General features: G+C 62.5%; 9 protein-coding genes. All 9 read left to right on the top strand.

The features are described 5' to 3' along the window. The first annotated feature begins 170 nt into the window (after positions 1-170). Positions 171-3,974 carry a DNA polymerase III subunit alpha gene (gene dnaE, locus RX395_RS06295; protein ID WP_117716861.1) on the top strand — a complete coding sequence of 1,268 codons (3,804 nt, stop codon included), beginning with the start codon at positions 171-173 and terminating at the stop codon, positions 3,972-3,974. A gap of 31 nt (positions 3,975-4,005) precedes the next feature. Continuing rightward, complete coding sequence (locus RX395_RS06290; RefSeq protein WP_316366302.1) at positions 4,006-7,470, top strand: DEAD/DEAH box helicase; 3,465 nt, start codon at positions 4,006-4,008, stop codon at positions 7,468-7,470. Positions 7,471-7,620: 150 nt separating this feature from the next. Beyond that, positions 7,621-7,983, top strand: coding sequence for a desulfoferrodoxin family protein (locus RX395_RS06285; protein WP_055285739.1), 363 nt, complete (start codon positions 7,621-7,623; stop codon positions 7,981-7,983). A 117-nt stretch (positions 7,984-8,100) separates the two neighbouring features. Further along, positions 8,101-10,086, top strand: coding sequence for an NAD(+) synthetase (locus RX395_RS06280; protein WP_316366299.1), 1,986 nt, complete (start codon positions 8,101-8,103; stop codon positions 10,084-10,086). Positions 10,087-10,223: 137 nt separating this feature from the next. Then, positions 10,224-10,745 (top strand): crossover junction endodeoxyribonuclease RuvC, encoded by a 522-nt coding sequence (gene ruvC / locus RX395_RS06275; protein WP_022095142.1) that lies wholly within the window; start codon positions 10,224-10,226, stop codon positions 10,743-10,745. Further along, positions 10,745-11,365, top strand: coding sequence for a Holliday junction branch migration protein RuvA (ruvA, locus tag RX395_RS06270; RefSeq protein WP_316366297.1), 621 nt, complete (start codon positions 10,745-10,747; stop codon positions 11,363-11,365). Before ruvC ends, ruvA begins: the two co-directional genes overlap by 1 nt. Continuing rightward, positions 11,365-12,432 carry a Holliday junction branch migration DNA helicase RuvB gene (gene ruvB, locus RX395_RS06265; protein ID WP_215673362.1) on the top strand — a complete coding sequence of 356 codons (1,068 nt, stop codon included), beginning with the start codon at positions 11,365-11,367 and terminating at the stop codon, positions 12,430-12,432. Before ruvA ends, ruvB begins: the two co-directional genes overlap by 1 nt. Positions 12,433-12,576: 144 nt before the next feature. Beyond that, positions 12,577-14,244 (top strand): formate--tetrahydrofolate ligase, encoded by a 1,668-nt coding sequence (locus RX395_RS06260; protein WP_316366295.1) that lies wholly within the window; start codon positions 12,577-12,579, stop codon positions 14,242-14,244. A gap of 180 nt (positions 14,245-14,424) precedes the next feature. After that, positions 14,425-15,411 carry a hypothetical protein gene (locus RX395_RS06255; RefSeq protein WP_316366293.1) on the top strand — a complete coding sequence of 329 codons (987 nt, stop codon included), beginning with the start codon at positions 14,425-14,427 and terminating at the stop codon, positions 15,409-15,411.

The raw sequence follows: 15,411 nt of genomic DNA, 5'->3' as shown, positions 1-15,411 counted from the left end.
GATAACTTGCGGTGGAATACGGACTGTTTTGGCCAAAAAAGCCGCCAAACAGTCCGCATTTCACCGCAACTGCAAGAGGAGCCGTGTGGGTTTGGCTAGGTTCGGGTGCCGTCCGCGCCGTGCGGTAAAATCGTTCAGTCAGAACACGAACCCGCATCGGAGCTCATCACATGGCATTCGTCCATCTGCACAATCACACTGTTTTCTCCATGCTCGACGGCGCAACCCGTATCCAGGATATGGTCAACCGTGCCGTTGAGCTGGGCATGCCTGCCGTGGCCATTACCGACCACGGCTACATGTATGGCGTGCCCGACCTGGCGCTGGCCTGCGACGCCGTCAACCACAACACGCCCGAGTACAAAACCTGGAGCCACGACAAGGCCTTCCTGGAAAAGGACCGCCGCGACGAGTTGGTGGAGCCCGATCCCGAGGAAAACCCGCGCGAGCATGCCCAGTACGTCAAAGACATGGCCATGTGGGACGAGAAGGGCAACATCGACGAGCTCAAGCCGCCCCTGGTCATCAAGCCCATCTTTGGCTGCGAGGTCTACTTTACGCCGGACGAGACCCTTGCCCGCGACCACAAGCCCGAGCTCTACCATATGATCCTCCTGGCCAAGGATCAGGAGGGCTACGTCAACCTGATGCAGACGGTCTCCGAGGCCGCCGTGCAGGGCTTTTACTACAAGCCGCGCGTGACGCTCGACAACCTGCGCCGCCATGCCAAGGGCATGATCTGCACCAGCGCCTGCATCGCTGGCATCATCCCCAAATACATCGACCGCGGTGACATGGAGGGCGCCATCAAGTGGGCCGAGACCTTCCGTGACACCTTCGAGCCCGGCGACTTCTATATCGAGATTCAGGAACACGGCATCACCACCGACAACGGCCTGACCGACGAGCAGATGGACCGCACGCTCATCGACATCGCCAAGCAGGTGGGCGTCAAGGTCATCGCCACCAACGACTTCCACTACCTGCGCCGCGAGGATGCGCCCGTGCAGGACGTCATCATGTGCATTGGCATGAACGCCAAGGTCGATGACCCCAACCGCATGCGCATGACCGGCTCGGAGTTTTACATGAAGACCGAGGAGGAGATGCGGGCAATGTTCCCGTATTGCCCCGAGGCCTGCGACAACACGCTCGAGATCGCCGACAAGTGCTACGTGGAGCTCGACTGGGACTCCATCATCCTGCCGCGCTTCCCGTTGCTCGACCCCGGCGAGACGCACGAGAGCCAGTTCCGCCGCGAGTGCGAGAAGGGCCTGCGCCAGCACTACGGCGACGACTGGGCCACGCGCGAGATCGGCGGCGTCAACATCAAAGAGCGCTTTGAGTACGAATACAAGGTCATCTGCGACAAGGGCTTTGCCGCCTACTTCTTGATCGTTGCCGAGTACGTGCAATGGGCCAAGGACAACGGCATCGGCGTCGGCCCCGGCCGTGGCTCGGCCGCCGGCGCTATCGTCGCCTACGCCATGAACATCACCGCGTTCGACCCGCTCGAGAACGGCCTGATGTTCGAGAGGTTCCTGTCCCCGCAGCGTACCGAGATGCCCGATATCGATATGGACTTCGACGATGAGCGGCGCCTCGAGGTCGTGGAGCACGTTCGCCAGCTCTACGGCCCCGAGAAGGTCACCCACGTCATCACCTACTCGACCATTAAGGCCAAGCAGGCCATCAACGACGCCGCGCGCGTCCTGGACTACCCGGTCTACATGGGCCAGCGCCTGTCCAAGATGGTCTCGAGCGACCCCAAGGTCAAGCTCAAGCAGGTGCTCGAAAAGCAACCCGGCAAAGAGGATCTGTTTAACCCCGACTTTGCCGAGGCCTATAAAAAGGATGACGACGCCCGCCGCATCATCGACACGGCGCTCTCGATCGAGGGCCTCACCCGTGGCGAGGGTGTGCACGCGTGCGCCGTTCTGATCTGCCGCGATCCCGTCAACGAGCATGTGCCCACCAAGCTCGATACCAAGGGCGGCGTCGAGATTACCCAGTACGAGGGCCATACCGTTGCCGACATGGGCCTGCTCAAGATGGACTTCCTGGGCCTGCGCACGCTGACGGTTATCTCCAAGGCCAAGGCCAACATCAAAAAGAACTTCGGCATCGACATCAAAGAGGAAGAGATTCCCTTTGACGACCCCGAGATCTTTAAGCTCATGGGCTCCGGTCACACCGCCGGCGTCTTCCAGGTCGAGTCCGCCGGCATGACGGCCACGATCAAGAACATGAAGCCCACCGAGTACAAGCATGTCGTGGCATTGATCGCCCTGTACCGCCCGGGCCCGCTGGGCGCCGGCATGGTCTCGTCCTACATCAACCGCATGAACGGCAAGGAACCGGCCGTCTCCTACGACGACCGTCTGGACGACATCCTGGGCGAAACCTACGGCACCATGGTCTACCAGGAGCAGGTTATGCTCATCTCCGTCGAGATGTGCGGCTTCTCCAAGGGCGAATCGGACTCGCGTATCCGTAAGCCCGTGGCTAAGAAAAAGATCAAGCTGCTCACGTCGACGGTGCTCCACTGGGAGGATGGCTCGGACGAGACCACCTACGACCACTGGATGAACGGCGCCATCAAGAACAACTACACGCGCGAGGTCGCCCAGAAGATTTGGGACGATGTTCTTGAGTTCGCGTCCTACGCCTTCAATAAGTCGCACTCCGCCGGCTACGCCATCCTGGTTATGCAGACGGCGTGGCTCAAGGCGCACTATCCGCACGAGTACATGGCGGCCGTTCTGACGTCCTATACGGGCAAGACCGACAAGATCGTTCACTACGTCTCGGCGTGCCGCCACGACGGCATCCCCGTGCTGTCGCCAGATGTCAACGAGTCCGGTACCGAGTTCACGGCTACCAAGGAGGGCGTGCGCTTTGGTCTGGCCGGCATCCGCGGCGTGGGCACCGGCGTGGCGCAGGCGATTATCGCCGAGCGCGAGGCGGGCGGTCCGTTTAAGACGCTGCACGACTTTGTCGAGCGCGTGGACTCGAGCCAGGCCAACCGCCGTGTGATCGAATCGCTCATCAAGGCAGGCGCCTTCGACTCCACGGGGTATCCGCGTCGCCAGATGATGCACTTTGTGGATAAGAACAACCCTGAGAACATCATCGATGCCGCGGTAAAGCGCCAGAAGGATCGTGCGAGCGGCCAGACGTCGTTCTTCGACATGTTTGGCGACGTTGAGGGCTCGGGCTTTGAGGTGAGCGTGCCCGATCCGGACGGCCAGGAGTGGGACCGCCACCTTAAGCTGAGCCAGGAGAAGGAGGTTCTGGGCATCTATGTCTCGGACCACCCGCTGCGCCCGTTTGAGTATGCGCTAGCCAAGGCGCGCGACTTCTCGTTCTCGCAGATCGATACCGGCTACGAGGTGCAAAACCCCACGGGCGGTACCATCAACCAGGAGATTCCCGAGGGCAAGGCGCTGTGGTGGGCCGGTATGGTCTCGAGCGTGTCCAAGCGCGTAACCAAAAACGGCGACCCCATGGGTATTGTGCAGCTCGAGGACATGGAAGGCGAGGCCACGGTCGTGGTGTTCCCCAAGACCTACAAGGAGGCCGAGGGGTACCTGTACGGCGAGGTCGATCCCGAGACCGGCGCGCAGCTGTCCGATGCGTTTGTGCGCATTAAGGGCAAGCTCGAGCGCTCGGACCGCGGCGACCAGATCATCGCGCAGGAGATCGTGCCGCTGGAGCTCAACGAGGAGAACAACAAGCCCAAGGTGTTTGAGGTCATGGTGCCCAACAGCCGCTTTAGCCAGGGCAATATGGCGCGTCTTGCCACGGTGCTTACCGCCAACCCGGGCGGCGACCGCGTGGAGATCTTTATCGAGCAGGTGGACGGGCGCGTGCTGCGTGCCGAGGTGCCGGCCAAGGTCAACGCACGCTCGATTCCGCTGTTGGCAGAGGCAAAGGCCATCGTCGGCAACCAAGGCCGCGTGACGGTTATCTAAAATCATCCGGTGGGTGAGATTGGAGGAAGTGATGGCGCAGGGGACGTTTGTGCAGGCGCTTCGCAAAGAGGCGGCGTTGAGCGGCACCTTTATGAAGGGGCGTTCGCTCATGCTCAACGGCGCCGTGCTGTCGATCGAGGACAGCCGCTCGCGCTTCTCCAAAAACGTGACGGTTGAGGGCTCGGTGCGCGGTTCGCGCGGCGACCTGTACAAGACGCACCTCGCGCTCGACATGGACGAGCACGAGGTGATCGACTACGACTGCGATTGCCCCGCCGCCTATCGTTACCCCGGTATGTGCAAGCACGCTATTGCCACGGCTCTGGCGTATTTGGATGCCAGCGGCGCCGAGCCCGTCGAAGGTTTGCGCACGCCGGTCCGCACGTTTACGGCGCAGCCAAAACAGCCCGCGCGCACCGCGCCCAAAGCGCCGGCCGTCAATCCCAACTTTCCCTTCCCGGCGCCCGTCCCCACGAGCCCCAGCCTCATGGCGGCGCTCTCCGATCTTTCGGACGCGCGCATGGATGAGCTGGCGAGCATGCGCCGCAAGCTTGCCGGTGCCGTTGACCCCGACGCCCCCAAAGCGGCGTTGGAGCCTTCGTTGGTGCCGTACTACAATCCACTGTTTGCCGACCGCTTTAGCTGGGCGCTCGAGTTCCGCATTCGTTGCGGTTCGGTGTCCTACGTGGTCAAGGACATCGACGGCATGGCCGATGCCTACGTGCGCGGCGGCACCTTCTCGTACGGTAAGAAGCTCACGTTTGTCCATACGCCCGAAGCCTTCGAAGACGTGTCGGCAAAGCTGCTCAACCTTGTCGTGACGACAGTTGCCTATCTCGATGACATCACAAGCTCGCGTTCGGCGTCGTACGACTTTGCCCGCAGTGGTTTTGTCGCCGAGCGTCAGTTGCCGCTGTCCGAGCATAGCATCGTATATGTGCTGGACCTGTTGCACGGCCAGACCATCTCTTTTGAGCCCGCCTGGTCGCGGGGGACGACGACGCATCGCACCTATGACGTGGCGGTTGAGATGCCTCCGGAAGGGGAGGACGAGGCGCTGTCTGAGCGCCCACCGCTCCTTGCCGCCAAAATCGCGCCGGCGGCTGGTGGCAGCTACGATCTACGCCTGCCGGCCGATGCATACTGCTTTGCTTCGGGCGACGTTGCCTATCTGGTCGACACCCGCCGTGCGCGCCGCGCTGATGTAGCGTTTGCCCAGCATGCGGCGCCGTTCCTATCGCGCTTACTGCCCTGTCGCACGCCGATCCATATCGCTGTCGACCAGGTGGGGGAGTTCTGTCGTATGGCGCTGCCCATTTTGCGCGACTACACCGACCTTACCGCGCCCGCCGCGCTCTATACCGTGGCGCCCGAGCCGAGCTTTGCTATGGCGATCGGCGTCGACGATGGGCTTGTGACCTGCAAAATTACGGTTACCTACGGCGACTGGTTGGCAGACCTCTTTAGTCTGGGCGCTCCGGGCAGTCTCTTCGAAGAGCAGCGCCCGGGTGTGCCGCCCCGCGACGAGGTGGCAGAGTTTCGCGTTATGGACACGGCGGCCCTGTATTTCGACTTTTACGAGGGCGGTCTGGCGTTTGAGGAGCGCGATGACGAGAGCCTGTTCCGCTTGCTGACCGAGGGCCTGTCTGCCCTGTCCGAGCTGGGTGAGGTCATGCTCAGCGATCGTCTGCGCCAGATTTCGGTCCGCCCCGCGCCCAAGCTTTCGGTGCGTGCGACCGTCAAGAGCAACCTGCTTGACGTCGAACTGGGCGCGAGCGGGCTTTCGGCGGCAGACCTTGCCATCTATCTGGACTCCTACAAGCGTCACCAGACGTTTGCGCGTCTCACGTCGGGCGACATCGTGCGTCTGGACGAGGGTGCCCGCGCCGCGTTTGGTCTTGCCGAGGACCTGGGCGTCGATGCCGTCGATCTGCTCGACGGCGTGTCGCTTCCCGCGTCGAGTACCCTGTTTGTCGACAGCATGCTTGCGCGCACGCCCGAGCTCGAGGCCGATCGCGATGCCGCGTTCCGCCGCACCGTCGAGCGCCTGGACACGCTCGGCAAGATGGACTTTACGGTGCCGGTCTCGCTCAAGGCCACACTGCGCGGCTATCAGGTCGACGGCTACCAGTGGCTCGGCTCGCTCGAGCACCTGGGCCTCGGCGGCATCTTGGCCGACGATATGGGCCTGGGCAAAACGCTGCAGATGATCGCACATATCTTGGCGCGCGTGGAGGCGGGGGACGCTAAGCCCACGCTTGTGGTGTGCCCTGCGTCGCTTGTGTACAACTGGACCGCCGAGCTGGAGCGCTTCGCCCCGTCGCTCGATGTGTGCGCCATTGTGGGTGCCAAGGCGCAGCGTCGCGTGCAGATCGCCGGCGTGGCCGAGCATAACGTGGTCGTGACGTCGTATGACCTTATGCGGCGCGATATCGACGAGTACGTCGAGCAGGACTTTGCCCGTGTGGTGCTCGATGAGGCCCAGTACATTAAAAACCCGCTCACCCAGGTGGCGCGCGCCGCAAAGCGCCTGCCTGCCGGCGTGCGCTTTGCCCTGACGGGCACGCCCATCGAAAACCGCTTGTCCGAGCTCTGGAGCATCTTCGACTTTTTGATGCCGGGCCTGCTTGGCACGCGCGAGTCGTTTGCCAAGCGCTTCGAAAGCCCGGTCGAGCACGCCGAGGGCGACAGCGCCGCTCGCCTGCAGGCACTCGTGTCGCCGTTTGTACTGCGCCGTGTCAAGGAGGACGTGGTGGCCGATCTGCCCGAAAAGATCGAGGACACGGTCGTGGCTCAGCTCACCGGCGAGCAGCGCAAGCTCTACCTGGCCAACCAGGACCGCATCGCCCAGCAGGTACAGCACCGCGAGTCATCCGAGTTTAAGAAAGACAAGCTCAAAGTGCTCGCCGAGCTCACCAAGCTGCGCCAGATCTGCTGCGACCCGCGTCTACACTACGAGGATTACAAGGCGGGGAGCGCCAAACTCGATACGTGCATGGAGCTCGTGCACGGCGCACTCGACGGTGGTCATCGCATCCTGTTGTTCAGCCAGTTTACGGGCATGCTCGATATCATTGGCAAGCGCCTGGCCAAGGAGGATATCGCCTTCCTTAAGCTCACGGGCGCTTCGTCTAAGGAGAGCCGCGCCAAGATGGTCGCGCAGTTCCAAGCGGGCGAGGTTCCGGTCTTTTTGATTTCGCTCAAGGCGGGCGGCGTGGGCCTTAACCTGACGGCTGCCGACGTGGTCATCCACTACGACCCGTGGTGGAACGTGGCGGCGCAGGACCAAGCAACTGACCGTGCACACCGTATTGGCCAGCAACATACCGTGACCGTGTACAAGCTCATCGCCAAGGACACGATCGAGGAACGCATTATGCAGATGCAGGAGTCCAAGCGCGACCTGGTCAACAGCGTGCTCGGCGGCGACGGCATCTCGTCGGCGCTGTTTACCCGCGAGGATGTTCTGGCGCTGCTCGGCGGCGACGGGCGTTAACCCGCTCGGGTGAGGCCGCCAGGGCGGATAGCCCGCGCTGTCCCATCGTCCCCGCTCGTTATGTGTTCATTTGCAATGCCGTGGATGGTTTGTCTGCCTTTGGGCATAAGAACCATCAAGAACATTGGCACATCAGCAAAGGAGAACATCATGGCGAAATTCTTTAAGGACCCCGACGGCAAGCTCATCGCCGCCCTTGGCGACGACGTTGCGACCCCTGCCGGTTGCACGGAACTGACTGCAAACACTGAGGACGCAGCGCACGAGAAGCACGTGCCTGTTGTCGAGACCGAGCGTGACGGTCACGTGATTCGCGCACGCGTTGGCTCGGTCGAGCACCCCAGCCTGCCCGAGCACTACATTGAGTGGATCGCCCTTGAGGCCGAGGGCCGCTTAGAGGTCCATTACCTTGAGCCCGGCATGAAACCCGCGACGTTTTTCGCGGGCGGCTCCAAGACCGGTACCGTCTATGCCTACTGCAACCTGCACGGGCTGTGGTCCGCGACATTCTAGGAGCGCGCCCCCGCTCGGGGTATCATAGCTAGCATATGCACATGCAAGCGCCGGCTGCATTATGCGGCCGGCGCTTTTACTACGATTTCGATGGTTTACGACGGAAAGGGCTGGGCCATGAAACTCGCGCTTGCACAAATCGATATGCGCCTGGGTGATATTGAGGGCATTTGCGGCCGCATCGAGGACCAGGCTCGTCTGGCCCACGAGCGCGGGGCGCGCGTGCTGTGCGTTCCGGCTCCGCTCTTTATGGGCGCCATGCCCGGTGGCCTGGTGGGCGCTGCCGACTTTGAGCACGACGTGCTTGCCGGTTTGACCGGTGTCGCCGAGCGTATCCAGGAGCTTGACATGATCTGCATCGTGCCCGCGGCGGTTTCGTTTGAGGGCCAGCCGCTGCTCGACTACATGATGCTCAAGGACGGTCATGTGGTGCCGGCGCGTTCGAGCATTGCCCTGCAGCGTGGCGAGAACAACGACACACGTTGGGCGCCGCCGGTGTTCGACGTGGACGGCGTGCGCATTGCCGTGATTTTTGACTTGGACCGCGAACTCGAGATGCTGCCGACCGGTGTTGACCTCATTGCGTATTTCCAATTCAACGCGTTTGACATGACCGACCGCGAGACTGCCGCCATTGCTGCCGTTCGCAGCGGCGCCTACCGCAAGATCGCATCCAAGCGCAGCGTGTGGTTTGCCTGCATGGCGCCGGTCGGTGCCTATGACGAGTCGGTGTATACCGGCGGTTCGTTTGTGCTCGACGACTGCGGTCGCGTGGTGGCCCAGGCGCCGTGCTTTGAGGAGAGCCTGCTGGTTCTGGAGATTCAGCGCGGCGTGATGCTCGATGCCCTGGAGGATCACGAACTGCCCGAGTTCCGTTCCGAGGAGTGGCTGTGGCAGGCGCTGGTGCTCGCCGTGCGCGACAACGCCCGAGCCCACGGTGCGTCGCGTGCTGTGGTGGCACTCGAGGGTGACTTGCCGTCGTCCCTGCTGGCGGCGCTGGCCGTCGACGCTCTGGGCCCGCGCAATGTGATTGGCCTGGTGCTGGGGCGCAACCGTATCTTTACGCCGGCGCAGGAAGAAGCCGAGGCTGCCCGCTGTGCCGCCGTCCGCGCCATCGCCGAGCGTCTGCACATTCGCACCGTCGAGCGCGATGCACCGGATGCGGCGCGCGTGCTCGATCGCGACGTGTCGGCGGGCGATGCCGAGCGCCTGCGCTCGCGCACGCTGGGCCTCATGCTGGAGGACACGGCGCTCGAGCTGGGCGCGATGGCGCTGAGCCCGCTGTCCAAAACCGAGTACGCGCTGGCGGCGCCGGCGCTTTGCGGCGGCTACCAGGGCGACTTTGCGCCCTTTGGCGATGTGTACCTGTCGACGCTTGAGTTTGTGGCGCGTGTGCGCAACCGCACGTCTGCCGTGGTGCCCCAAGAGCTCGTGACGCTCAACGCAGTGGAAGATTGTATGGAGCGCGTGCTGGCGCAGGCGCTCTCGACGCTCGACGGCCCGGTTGATATGCTCGACCGCGCGGCACAGCTGCTCGGCGGGCTTGAGCCGGGTGAGGTCGATGGCGCGCTCGAGGCGCACGTGGACCGCAATCGATCTTTCGACGACATCCCAATGGCCGCCAGCAAGCCCGAGGCTTGCTCGCTGCTGCTGATGCTCGTTCGACAGGGTGAGGCTTCCCGTCGCATGCTGCCGACGACGCCGATCGTCTCGGCCCGTTCGTTTGCCGAGCGTGCCTGGCCGTATATGCTCGCGTGGTCCGACCTGGGGCTTAACGGCAAGGAGCGTATGACGGTCGATTCGCTGGCGCGCGCCGAGGTGCGCCGCTTTGCCGACGAGGATACGAGCGAGCGCGTGCGAAACGAGATGATGGGCGTGCTGGGCGAGCTACTGGGTATTTCGCCCGAGCAAATGGAGGAGCTGCGCTCTGAGGACGGTCAGCGTCGTTTGCACGAGGGAATGAAAAAGTTCGAGGGCGAAGTTCAGGACGCCATCGATAAGATGATGGGCGGTCAGGGCGGCTCGCAGGGTGGGCCCCAGAGCGGACCGATGTCGCACCCGCCAGTGGATCCGAGGCAGTTCCCCTTTTTCTCGCAGAACTAATTATGGGATAGGATTCGCTCTCAACCCCGATACTTCAACTAAGCATCTTGGCCCCATTGTGTTATTCTAGAACAGACGTTCGTGAATGATGCGCGGGGCCTTGTCTTGCGCTGTGCTTGTGGCGAGGGGAGGTTGGCTTGGTTATCTTGGGCATTGACCCCGGTTTGGCTCATACGGGTTGGGGGATTATCGAGGAGCGGCGTGGCGAGGTTCGCTGCCGTGCCTATGGCTGCATCGAGACCAGTGCCGGAAGTCCGCTCGCGGTGCGCCTGTCGCATATCGCCCATGACCTTAAGGATGTCGTCGAGCGTTATCGACCCGACACGGCTGCTGTCGAGAGCATCTACTTTGGCGCCAACGTTCGCTCGGCCATCCCCACGGCGCATGCCCGCGGTGCTGCACTCGTGGCGCTGTCGGAATGCGCGCTCGAGATTGGCGAGTACACGCCCATGCAGATCAAACAGGCTGTGGTGGGCACCGGCGCCGCGGACAAGCGGCAGGTTGCCTACATGGTACGCACGCTCACACAGCTCGATCACGACCCGCATCCCGACCATGCCGCCGATGCCCTGGCCTGCGCCATCTGCCATGTAAACCTCAGCCGCACCCGCGCCCTCACCGGTGGCGAGTTCTATCAACAGAGAGGAACCGGATACTGATGATTTCCCAGCTCCACGGAACGCTTGTCGAGGCCACGATGAGCTCTGCTGTCGTCGATGTGTCGGGCGTTGGCTTTGAGCTCGGCATCTCGGGCAGCACTGCGGCCACGTTGCCGACGCCCGGCGGCGAGGTCCGCCTCTACACGCGTATGCAGGTGCGCGAGGACGCCATGACACTTTTCGGTTTTTCCTCTAAGGATGAGCGCACGATGTTCGATCGGCTCGTGTCCGTCTCGGGCGTTGGCCCGCGCTTGGCGCTCGCCGTGCTTTCCACCTATACCGTGGGGCAATTGTATTCGCTGGTGATGGCCGAGGACGACAAGGGCATGGCCAAGGTGCCCGGTGTGGGCAAAAAGACAGCTCAGCGTCTGATCCTGGAGCTCAAGAGCACCTTTGCCAAGGACAAGGGCTTTGTGCCGGTCGACGTGATTCCCGGCCAGGTTGCGATGCCCGTGTCCGCTGCTGCTCCCTCGGCCATCGATGATGCCCGTGCGGCGCTCCTTTCCATGGGCTTTAGCCCGCAGGAGACCGATGTTGCCCTGAGCGGGTATGATGGGCAGAATATGCGTGTCGAGGATCTGCTCGGCGCGGCGCTTAAGCGACTTGGAATGGATGCGTGATGTGGGAAGCCGATGACTCTCAGGACCTGTGGGCGACGCCCGGTAACTCGCCGGCGGCATCCATGGCGCACGGCGAGCGCATGGTGGGCTCGGGGCTGACGGCCGAGGATCTCGATGTCGACCGCACTTTGCGCCCCCAGCGCCTGGACGATTACTGTGGCCAGGAGCACATCAAGCAGAGTCTGCGCGTGCTCATCGAAGCGGCGCAGAGCCGTGGCGAGACGCTCGACCACGTGATTTTCTCGGGTCCTCCGGGCCTGGGCAAGACCACGCTGGCCACCGTTATCGCCAACGAGCTGGGCGCTCAGATCAAGACCACGAGTGGCCCTGCCATCGCGCGCACGGGCGACCTGGCGGCCATCCTTACTAACTTGCAGCCGGGTGATGTGCTGTTTATCGACGAGATCCACCGCCTCAACCGTTCGGTCGAGGAGGTCCTGTACCCCGCGATGGAGGACTTTGCCCTCGATATCGTGATTGGCAAGGGTCCGGCGGCGCGCTCGATTCGCCTGGATATCCCCAAGTTTACGCTGGTGGCGGCAACGACCCGCTCAGGCATGTTGACCGGCCCGTTGCGCGACCGCTTTGGCATTTCATATCGCCTGGATTACTACACGGTCGAGGAGCTCGCGCAGATTGTGACGCGCTCGGCGACTATCCTGGGCGTGACGATCGACCATCCCAGTGCACTCGAGATCGGCTCGCGTTCGCGCGGCACGCCACGTCTTGCCAACCGTCTGCTCAAGCGCGTGCGCGATTACGCACAGGTGCGCGGCAACGGCCCCATCGAGCTCGATATCTGTCGCCAGGCGCTCGAGTTCTTCGAGATCGACGAACTCGGTCTGGACTGGATGGATATTCGCATTTTGGAGACGCTCGCCAAGACGTTCTCCGGCCGTGCCGTGGGACTTACGACCCTTGCCAGCGCGGTGGGCGAGGACCCGGGCACGCTCGAGGATGTCTATGAGCCCTATTTGCTGCAGTGCGGGTTGATGATTCGTACGCCGCAGGGCCGTCAGGCAACCCTTCGCACCTTTGAGCACCTGGGGATTGAACCTACCGTTTAGGGCGCTTTGTTTTGGCGGGCTGTTGGACTATCGCTGGGCATCGGGTAAACATATCGCCGTTCATCGGTTATGGGCGTTTTACTATTGCGCGCCCGTGCTATGCTGAATTGGTCTTTTTCTCATTCGGTAACGAAAGGACCGCCCATGCCTACTGACATCGAAATCGCACGTTCTGTCACGCCGCTGCCTATTACCGAGGTGGCCAAGAACGGCGGCGTCGACGTTAAGCACCTTATTCCGTACGGCTTCGACAAGGCTAAGGTCGACTATTCACTGCTCAACGAGCCGACTGATCACCAGGCCAAGCTCGTTCTCGTGACCGCTATCAACCCAACGCCCGCGGGCGAGGGCAAGACCACCACGACCATCGGTCTGGCCGACGGCCTGCGTCGTCGCGGCGTCAAGAGTGCCGTTGCCTTGCGCGAGCCTTCGCTCGGCCCCGTCTTTGGCGTTAAGGGCGGTGCTGCCGGCGGCGGCTGGGCTCAGGTCATCCCCATGGAGGATATCAACCTGCACTTTACTGGCGACTTCCACGCTATCGGTGCCGCCAATAACCTGCTGGCCGCCATGCTTGATAACCACATCCAGCAGGGCAATCAGCTCGGTATTGACGTTAAGCGCATCACTTGGAAGCGCGTCGTCGATATGAACGACCGTCAGCTGCGCCACGTCATCGACGGCATTGGCGGTAAGGCCCAGGGCGTGCCGCGCGAGGACGGCTTCGATATCACCGTCGCCTCCGAGGTCATGGCAATCCTGTGCCTGTCTACGAGCATCAGCGACCTCAAGGAACGCTTGGGTGAGATTGTCGTCGGCTATAGCTTTGCCGGCGAGCCCGTCCGTGCCCGCGACCTTAAGGCCCAGGGTGCCATGGCCGCGTTGCTTAAGGACGCGCTCAAGCCCAACCTGGTGCAAACGCTCGAGGGCACGCCCGCGTTTGTCCACGGCGGTCCCTTCGCCAACATTGCCCACGGCTGCAACTCTATCATGGCCACGCGTATGGCGATGCGCTTTGGCGATGTTGCCATTACCGAGGCCGGCTTTGGTGCCGATCTGGGTGCCGAGAAGTTCCTCGACATCAAGTGCCGCATGACGGGCGTTCGCCCCAGCGCCGTCGTGGTCGTCGCGACCGCTCGTGCGCTGAAGTACAACGGTGGCGTCGCCAAGGCCGACCTCAACGAGGAGAACCTCGAGGCACTCAAGGCTGGCATGCCCAACCTGCTGCGTCACGTCGACAACATCCAGAACGTATATGGTCTGCCCTGCGTGGTCGCCATCAACCGCTTCCCGACGGACACCGAGGCCGAGCTTGCGCTCATCGAGTCCGAGTGCCAGAAGCTCGGCGTCAACGTTAAGCTTTCCGAGGTCTGGGCCAAGGGCGGCGAGGGCGCGCTCGAGCTTGCCGATGAGGTCATGCGTCTGATTGAGCAGCCGAGTGAGCTCAAGTTTGCCTATGAGGACGGTGCCGATGTGGCCGACGCCCTCGAGGCCGTTGCCACCAAGGTTTACCGCGCCGACGGCGTCGACTTTACGCCGGCCGCCAAGCGCCAGCTCGCCGAGCTGCGCGAGAACGGCTTTGGCAACCTGCCGGTGTGCGTCGCCAAGACCCAGTACAGCTTTAGCGATAACGCCAAGGCTCTGGGCGCGCCCGAGAATTTCCGCATCACCGTGCGCGAGCTCAAGGTTTCCGCCGGTGCCCACTTTGTTGTCGCGCTGACCGGCAGTGTTCTGACCATGCCGGGCCTGCCCAAGGTCCCCGCGGCCGAGAACATCGACGTCGACAACGACGGCAACATCACCGGCCTGTTCTAAGCCTACTGTCCATAGCTGCTAGCCCGCCCCGTTGCGCCTACCAAGGCCCGGCGGGGCTTTTTGATCCTTAGGCCCGCGCATGTCTTGTAGATACCGATGGGCTCTGCCCATCATAGGCTTTTGCGCGGGTAGAATGCATGGATAACTTGAGGCTCACGCGCGACGGAAAGGAATCGTTGCATGGATCAGGACAAGACAACCGTGATGGGCGGCTACGGTTCCGCGCAGGCTGGCGATAGCGCCGATGCGACCCGCGTTGTTCCCAACTCCGGTTATACCGACCCCGCCGCGACGCAGCCTTCTGCCGAGCCCACCCGGGTTATGGGCTATGGCAACACGGCGCAGGATTCTTACGCTGCATCTTCGCAAGGCCCCTATGGCAACGCAGCTCCGGATCCGTTTGATTACGCGCCGCAGGATTCTTATGCTGCCTCGACGCCGAATCCCTATGATGACCTGCCGCAAAATCCCATTCCGCAGCCTCAGCAGACAACGTATATGCCTCGCACGGCGCAGGCTCGCTACGAGTCGCGCGAGCCGTATCGCGAGTACCCCAAGTCGATTCCGCAATATGGCGAGGACGAGGAGAAGAAGCCGTCGCGTTCGTCGAGCGTGATCAAGAAGATCCTCATCGTGCTGGCGATCTTCTTTGCGCTGTCGGTTGTGTTTGCCATCGTGTCGGGCATGCTCAACAAGCGGGGCGCCACGACCGATGCCACGACCGAGCAGGCCGAGACCACCCAGTCTGCTGCCGTCGACCTGAGCGATATCCCGGGACAGTACTGGTCCAACGCCAAGAAGCTCCTCAAGTCGCGCGGAGCCGACCTTTCGAACGCCGTGATCCTGACCGACGATGGCTCAACGCCCGTCATCGATTCCAACTGGGTCGTTACTTCTGCCTACTATAACGACAACGGCAACCTGGAGATTCAGCTCACGCACAAGAACAGCTATGGCAACTCGTCCGGCGGCCAAAGCGGCACCGACAGCTCGAGCTCCAATACGCTGGAGGACTTGAGCAACAAGGCGCAGGAGTTGGGAGATAAGGCGCTAGAGCTGGGCGATACGGCACAAAACCTGGGTGATACCGCGCAGAACTTAGGAGACATGGCGACGGATGCCTGGAACGCCCTACAAAACGGCATTTCGGGCGCACAGGGTAACTAG

The sequence above is a fragment of the Collinsella aerofaciens genome, assembly GCF_032584215.1.
In the GTDB taxonomy this organism is placed as follows: Bacteria; Actinomycetota; Coriobacteriia; order Coriobacteriales; family Coriobacteriaceae; genus Collinsella.
This window is presented reverse-complemented; position numbering and strand designations above follow the sequence as displayed.

Coding starts and splice junctions, on each gene's coding strand:
- dnaE (WP_117716861.1), top strand. CDS start 171: ATGGCATTCGTCCATCTGCACAATCACACTGTTTTCTCCATGCTCGAC.
- RX395_RS06290 (WP_316366302.1), top strand. CDS start 4,006: ATGGCGCAGGGGACGTTTGTGCAGGCGCTTCGCAAAGAGGCGGCGTTG.
- RX395_RS06255 (WP_316366293.1), top strand. CDS start 14,425: ATGGATCAGGACAAGACAACCGTGATGGGCGGCTACGGTTCCGCGCAG.
- ruvB (WP_215673362.1), top strand. CDS start 11,365: ATGTGGGAAGCCGATGACTCTCAGGACCTGTGGGCGACGCCCGGTAAC.
- RX395_RS06280 (WP_316366299.1), top strand. CDS start 8,101: ATGAAACTCGCGCTTGCACAAATCGATATGCGCCTGGGTGATATTGAG.
- RX395_RS06285 (WP_055285739.1), top strand. CDS start 7,621: ATGGCGAAATTCTTTAAGGACCCCGACGGCAAGCTCATCGCCGCCCTT.
- ruvA (WP_316366297.1), top strand. CDS start 10,745: ATGATTTCCCAGCTCCACGGAACGCTTGTCGAGGCCACGATGAGCTCT.
- RX395_RS06260 (WP_316366295.1), top strand. CDS start 12,577: ATGCCTACTGACATCGAAATCGCACGTTCTGTCACGCCGCTGCCTATT.